The sequence below is a fragment of the Mesorhizobium sp. genome (genome assembly GCF_017306585.1).
GTDB lineage: Bacteria > Pseudomonadota > Alphaproteobacteria > Rhizobiales > Rhizobiaceae > Mesorhizobium.
On the sequence record NZ_JAFKIC010000079.1, the window covers coordinates 1 to 5,706 of the forward strand.

General features: G+C 64.7%; 7 protein-coding genes. 5 read left to right on the forward strand and 2 right to left on the reverse strand.

Annotated features, from left to right (window positions below):
* The 4 genes from J0I79_RS02860 to J0I79_RS02875 all read left to right on the forward strand — a co-directional run.
* On the forward strand, window positions 1-1,005 hold a 1,005-nt coding region (locus tag J0I79_RS02860; RefSeq protein WP_292855215.1), incomplete at its 5' end, for an aldose 1-epimerase family protein.
* A gap of 85 nt (window positions 1,006-1,090) precedes the next feature.
* Window positions 1,091-2,173: a fatty acid desaturase family protein gene (locus tag J0I79_RS02865; protein WP_292855216.1), complete on the forward strand. Its 1,083-nt coding sequence runs from the start codon at window positions 1,091-1,093 to the stop codon at window positions 2,171-2,173.
* A 14-nt stretch (window positions 2,174-2,187) separates the two neighbouring features.
* Window positions 2,188-2,499, forward strand: a complete 312-nt coding sequence (locus J0I79_RS02870; RefSeq protein ID WP_292855217.1) for a MocE family 2Fe-2S type ferredoxin — start codon at window positions 2,188-2,190, stop codon at window positions 2,497-2,499.
* A 61-nt stretch (window positions 2,500-2,560) separates the two neighbouring features.
* The gene (locus tag J0I79_RS02875; RefSeq protein ID WP_292855218.1) at window positions 2,561-3,361 is read left to right on the forward strand and encodes a 3-methyl-2-oxobutanoate hydroxymethyltransferase; all 801 of its coding nucleotides are present in this window, start codon (window positions 2,561-2,563) and stop codon (window positions 3,359-3,361) included.
* A 9-nt stretch (window positions 3,362-3,370) separates the two neighbouring features.
* Here the strand turns inward: J0I79_RS02875 and J0I79_RS02880 are convergent, their stop codons facing one another.
* Both J0I79_RS02880 and J0I79_RS02885 read right to left on the reverse strand, forming a co-directional pair.
* Window positions 3,371-4,315 carry an ROK family protein gene (locus tag J0I79_RS02880; RefSeq protein ID WP_292855219.1) on the reverse strand — a complete coding sequence of 315 codons (945 nt, stop codon included), beginning with the start codon at window positions 4,313-4,315 and terminating at the stop codon, window positions 3,371-3,373.
* Window positions 4,312-5,169 (reverse strand): cupin domain-containing protein, encoded by an 858-nt coding sequence (locus tag J0I79_RS02885; RefSeq protein WP_292855220.1) that lies wholly within the window; start codon window positions 5,167-5,169, stop codon window positions 4,312-4,314. The genes J0I79_RS02880 and J0I79_RS02885 overlap by 4 nt, the downstream gene beginning before the upstream one ends.
* Before the next feature lie 105 nt (window positions 5,170-5,274).
* Between J0I79_RS02885 and J0I79_RS02890 the strand changes: the two genes are divergently transcribed.
* Window positions 5,275-5,706, forward strand: a 432-nt coding sequence (locus J0I79_RS02890; RefSeq protein ID WP_292855221.1) for a TetR/AcrR family transcriptional regulator, incomplete at its 3' end; no start/stop codon positions are given.

The following is a 5,706-nucleotide window of genomic DNA, read 5'->3' on the forward strand; positions in this document are numbered from 1 at the left end:
GCGCTCGATATCGGCGATTGCGATTACAAGGGCCAGGCGATCGGCTGGCATTCGCCGAGCGGCTTCCGCAACCCGGCGCTGCACGACTATGAAGGGGAAGGGGGGCTGGCCTGGGCACGCTCCTTTTCCGGCCTGCTCGTGACATGCGGGCTCGACCACATATTGGGCCGGGAAACCGTGCCGGCCGAAAACTACAACTACCCCGGCAAGGCGACCGTGACGCACTCGCTGCATGGCCGCGTCGGTACCATTCCGGCGCGGCTGACCGGCTATGGCGAGCGCTGGGAGGGCGACCGTTGCGTGCTGTGGGCCGAGGGCGTCGTCCAGCAATCGGCGGTATTCGGCGAGGACCTTCATCTCATGCGCCGCATCGAGGCCGATGTCGGCGGCAACGAGATCCGGTTGTCCGACCGTGTCGTCAACCACGGTTTCAACCGCACGCCGCATATGTATTTCTACCACGTCAATGTCAGTCATCCCCTGCTCGACGAGGGATCGCGCTATCTGGCGCCGATCCGCGATGTGGTATGGGCAGGCCACGCCGGGGAGCGGTACGAGGCGCAGCAGGTCGGCTACCGCACAGCGCCGGCGCCAAGGATGCGCTTCAGCGAACCGGTCTGGCAGCACGAGATGGGCGCCAATGCCACGGGCGAGGTGCCGGTGGCCGTGGTCAACGACCGGATTGGTCTCGGCTTCGAAGTGGTTACGCGCAAGGACCAGCTGCCTTGCGCCTATCAATGGCAGAATTTCCAGGCCGGGCAGTATGCGCTGGGCATCGAGCCTTCGACCCATCATGTGCTGGGCGATCTCGCTGCTCGCGAACGCGGCGAGATGATCTGGCTGGAGCATGATGAAAGCCGGGCTTACGACGCGGTATTTCGTGTGCTCGACGGTCCTGTCGAGATCGCCGAGGCGGAAGGCAGGATCGCGGCCATCGCCTGCCAGCCCGCGCAGGATTATCCTCAGCCGTCCGGCAACTTCCCAAGACTGACGGGCAGGGCATGAGCGCGGTGCATTTTCACAGCAAGCCCTCCGGCCGGCGGACCGGATTGCCAGCGCTGCATAGAGATTGGAGGTCGCTGTGACGACGATGGCAAGAAAACGCGACTACAGCCTGGTCGGCGAAAGCACCCGACGGGCGATCGAGACCGGGCTCGCCTCGGCCGAGTGGTATCATACCGACGTGCCGCGCAAGGCTATGAAGGAGCTGATGCAGCGTTCCGATGGTCCTGCGATCCGCGACACCATCATCTGGATCGCCGCGATCCTGGGCTCGGCCGCCGGCATCGTCTGGTTCTGGGGCACGTGGTGGGTGGTGCCGTTCCTGCTCGTCTATGGCGTGCTCTACGGCTCGTCGAGCGACGCGCGCTGGCATGAATGCGGCCACGGCACGGCTTTCCGCACGCGCTGGATGAACGATGTCGTCTACCACATCGCCTCGTTCATGCTGATGCGCAATCCGGTGCAATGGCGCTGGAGCCATGCGCGCCACCATACCGACACCATCATCGTCGGCCGTGACGCCGAGATCGCCGTCATGCGGCCGCCGGATCTTCTGAAGGCCGCGCTTGCCTTCACCGGCATCCTCGACTTCCGCTATTCGCTGCCGACGCTGGTGCGCCAGGCCTTCGGCAGACTGTCGGACGACGAGAAGAGCTACATTCCCGAGATGGAATTCAACAAGGCTGTCGTGGCGGCCCGTTGGCATGTGGCGATCTATGTCGCGACGATCGCGCTCGCGATCGTCCTGCGCTCCTGGATACCGCTGGTGCTGATCGGCCTGCCGCGCCTCTACGGCACCTGGCACATGGTGACGACAGGCCTGCTGCAGCATATCGGGCTCGCCGACAATGTCGTCGATCACCGGCTCAACACGCGCACCGTCTACATGAACCCGGTCAGCCGGTTCATCTACTGGAACATGAACTATCACGTGGAGCATCACATGTTCCCGATGGTGCCGTATCACGCGCTGCCCAGGCTGCACGAACTGATCAAGCATGATCTGCCCGAGCCGAACCCATCGATGTGGCATGCCTATCGCGAGGTCTGGCCGGTGCTGCTCAGGCAGCTGAAATACGAGGACTTCTATCTCAAGCGCGAATTGCCGCCGACGGCGAGACCTTATCGCGGCGAGTTCCATGAGCTCGATATGTCGGCGGCGGCCGAGTAGCTGAGGAGACCGAGGTGGCCGATTGGGTTGAAGCGTGCGCGGTGGGCGATGTCGAGGAAGAGGATGTCATCCGCTTCGACCATGGCGGCCGGACCTTTGCGATCTATCGTTCGCCGGATGACGAGTTCTTCGCCACGGACGGCTACTGCACACATGAGAAGACGCATCTCGCCGACGGGCTTGTCATGGACGAGATCATCGAATGCCCGAAGCACAATGGCCGCTTCAACTACAAGACCGGCCAGGCCAAGGGCGCGCCGGTCTGCGTCAATCTCGCGACCTATCCGGTGAAAGTCGAGGCCGGTAAGGTGATGATCCAGATCTGAGGCGGGGCACGATCAATCGTTCCGGTGCCGCCGCAGCCAAGCAAATATGAGGGGATTTCTGATGAGCCGAAAGAGACCGACCGTCGCCGATCTGCGCGCCATGAAGGGCAAGCGCCAGCTGACCATGCTGCGCGTATTGACGCTGGACGAGGCCGAAGCCGCCGAGCGGGCAGGGGTCGACATTGTCTCCGTGCCGCCCGAACTGGTGCTCAACCCGCAATACCGTGATGCCGCGCCCAGCCTGTTCACCATGCCGGGTGAGAACTTCTTCGAGATCGGCACCGCGGACGATTTTCTGCGCTGGGCCTTCCGGCTCTACAAGGCGGGCGCCGACGCGGTCTATTGCAGCGCCGGCTACGCCACGATCAAGCGGATGGCGGACGACGCCATACCCGTCATCGGCCATGTCGGCCTGATCCCCTCGCGCGCGACCTGGACCGGTGGCTTCAAGGCTGTCGGCAAGACGGCCGAGACCGCCATGCAGGTTTTCACTGCGGTGAAACAGCTCGAGGCGGCCGGCGCGATCGGCGCCGAGATCGAGGTGGTGCCGGTCGAGGTCGCCAAGGCGATTTCGGAGCGCACGCCGCTGATCATGCTGTCGATGGGGGCAGGCACCGGCTGCGATGCGCAGTATCTGTTCGCCGAGGATATTCTGGGCAGCAATCGCGGCCACATGCCGCGCCATTCCAAGGTCTATCGCAACTTCGCCGCCGAATATGACCGGCTTCAGGCCGAGCGGGTGGCGGCATTCTCCGAATATGTCGCCGACGTCAACAGCGGCGCCTATCCCGAGGACAGGCATATCGTGCACATGGACCCGGCCGAGCTGCGGCTCTTTCTCGACAAGGTCGGCCGGAATTAGCCTCGGCGGTCACGAACGCGCGGCGGCGGAGGCTGAGGAAGCCGCAAAGGGAGGTCTCGGCGCCAACGCGGCGCCGATCAGTCCGGCCCGGTTGGACAGCGCGGAGCGCAGCACCGGAACGCCCTTGGCCGGCTGGTGCCAGACATGCTGCCTGACGGCGGCAACCAGACTGTTCCAGTAGGGCCCGGGATCCGCGACGACGCCTCCGCCGATGACCAGCGCTTCGGGATCGAGCGTGTTGACGAGCAAAGCGAGGGCCGAGCCCAGGACGCGACCGCCGGTGGCCAGCACCGCGATGGCATCCTGCGAGCCCGATCCGGCCGCTGCCGTCAATTCATGCACGGCCGCGACTTCCAGGCCCCTGCGCCGCGCCAGCGCGACAAGGCCGGAGCCGCCGCTGACCTCCTCGACCAGCGTGGAGCCCGCCATTTCCGGCAGGCTGAGATCGACCGGGCTCATGCCGAGACTGTAGACCCAGCCATGCGCGCCGACATAGCATTCGGCGCCGTTCATCAGCATGCTGGCGATGCCGGTTCCGGCGTTGACATAGATCCAGTGGCCGCGCCCCCGGCCATGGCCGAAAAGCGCCTCGGCGCTGGCCGCGGCGCGAATGTCGGAATCGACCGCGACATCGCCGAAACCATGGAACGCCTCGCGGATCTGCTGCCGGGTTATGTCGATGCGATGGCTGCTGGCGATCTCGCCGTCGCGGTCGATCAGCTCGCAAATGCCGATGCCCAGCGGGCCCGATCTGCCGAAGCTCTCCGTCATCCGCATCGCGGCGCCGGCGATATCCTCCAGAAACGCCGCGCCCGTCCTGCCGCGCGGCGGGGTCGGGATGAGCGTGCTGTGGAGGACAGCGCCATTGCGCCGGTCGACGATGCCGATGGCGGTCTTGCTGCCACCGATATCGACGCCGATCGCAATGTCCTGGGAGGAACTCACCGGTTTCACTGCTGCTCCAGATAGTGAGGGGCGACACCGAAGACGAACACGGCCGGCTCGCCGCCCATGTTCCAGTACTGGTGCGTGGTTCCCGCCGGCGTGAAGAAGCCGTCGCCTGGGTGGAGTTCGAACCAGGTGCGGCCCTCATTCTCGGGCACATGGACGCGCAGCACGCCCGACGTGACATAGAGGCATTCGTCACCGCCATGTTTCTGCGGCAGCGATGGGCGGCCGGGCATGACGGTGGTGCGACCGACGGTGAGCTGGTCGGTCGAGGCGAACAGTCCGGTCAAGACGCCCTGGTCGGCGCCGTCGAGTTCCCACAAGAGGTCGGCCTCGCGGATGACGCGCATGGTCGCCTTTTCCTGCGCCTGGGCCGAGGCCATCGGCCATTGGCCGATCAATTCCTTGCGCTGGTAGATCGAGTTTTCGACATAGGGCCGCGACTTCGCGTAGGGATTCGACGTGCCGGTGGAGGGCGGCGGCGCGAAATACTCCAGGACCTGCAGCGGCTCGTCGGAGAGGCTGAAGCCGTGATGCCATGTGTCCTTGCGAAAGAAGATAGCCTCGCCCTTCCTGGCGACGTGCACTTCACCGGTTTCCGGATTGGCCGAGCCATAGGTGCCGTTCAGCACGTAGAGAACCTCGTCGGCGCCGAACACGGTGGGGCGGTCCTTCGAGTGCCGGAAGGCGCCATGCGGCGGCAGACCGAACACCAGCTGATGGATCTTGTCGGTCGAGGCATAGATGTAGTCGTCGACGAAGCCGGTGACCTCGTCGCCCCACAGGAAGCGCGTCACGCTCTGGTAGGGAATCTCCGTCGCTTCGGTGAATGTCGGGCGCGGGGACTTCTTGTAGCTCATGGCGCGGCTGCCTCTCGAATTATGCGTTGACATTGATTATGCGTTGACATTGAACTGACTGGTCAGTACAAAAACCATGTACCGGCCAGTCAGGAAAAACGCAACATGAAAAATGACAAGCCCAAGCGAAGCACGCGGGACCGCATCCTCGACGCGGCCGAAGTGGTGGTGGAGAAGGATGGCGTAAGCAGCCTAACTTTCGACGCCGTGGCCGCGCAGGCCGGCGTCAGCAAGGGCACGACGCTCTATCATTTCGGCAGCAAGGACGCGCTCGCCCAGGCGATGATCGAGCGCTTCGTGATGCGCTTCGACACCGCATGGGCGGAAGCCATCTGCGACGACGAGGACACGCTCGGGCGCAACACGCGGGCCTATGTCGTGGCGACGCGCCACGGCGAGGCGATCACCGGCAAGGCGTTCAGCAAGGTCAATGGCGCCATCACCGCGGCGCTCGCCAATTTCCCCGAGAAGGTGGAGATCGTGCGCCAGCAGGGCGCCCGTCATCAGCGCGCGATCGAGGCCGACGGGCTCGATCCG

Bases quoted from the DNA above. Each gene is read 5' to 3' on its own strand.
- J0I79_RS02885 (WP_292855220.1), bottom strand. From the start codon at position 5,169: ATGAGCTACAAGAAGTCCCCGCGCCCGACATTCACCGAAGCGACGGAG.
- J0I79_RS02865 (WP_292855216.1), top strand. From the start codon at position 1,091: ATGGCAAGAAAACGCGACTACAGCCTGGTCGGCGAAAGCACCCGACGG.
- J0I79_RS02875 (WP_292855218.1), top strand. From the start codon at position 2,561: ATGAGCCGAAAGAGACCGACCGTCGCCGATCTGCGCGCCATGAAGGGC.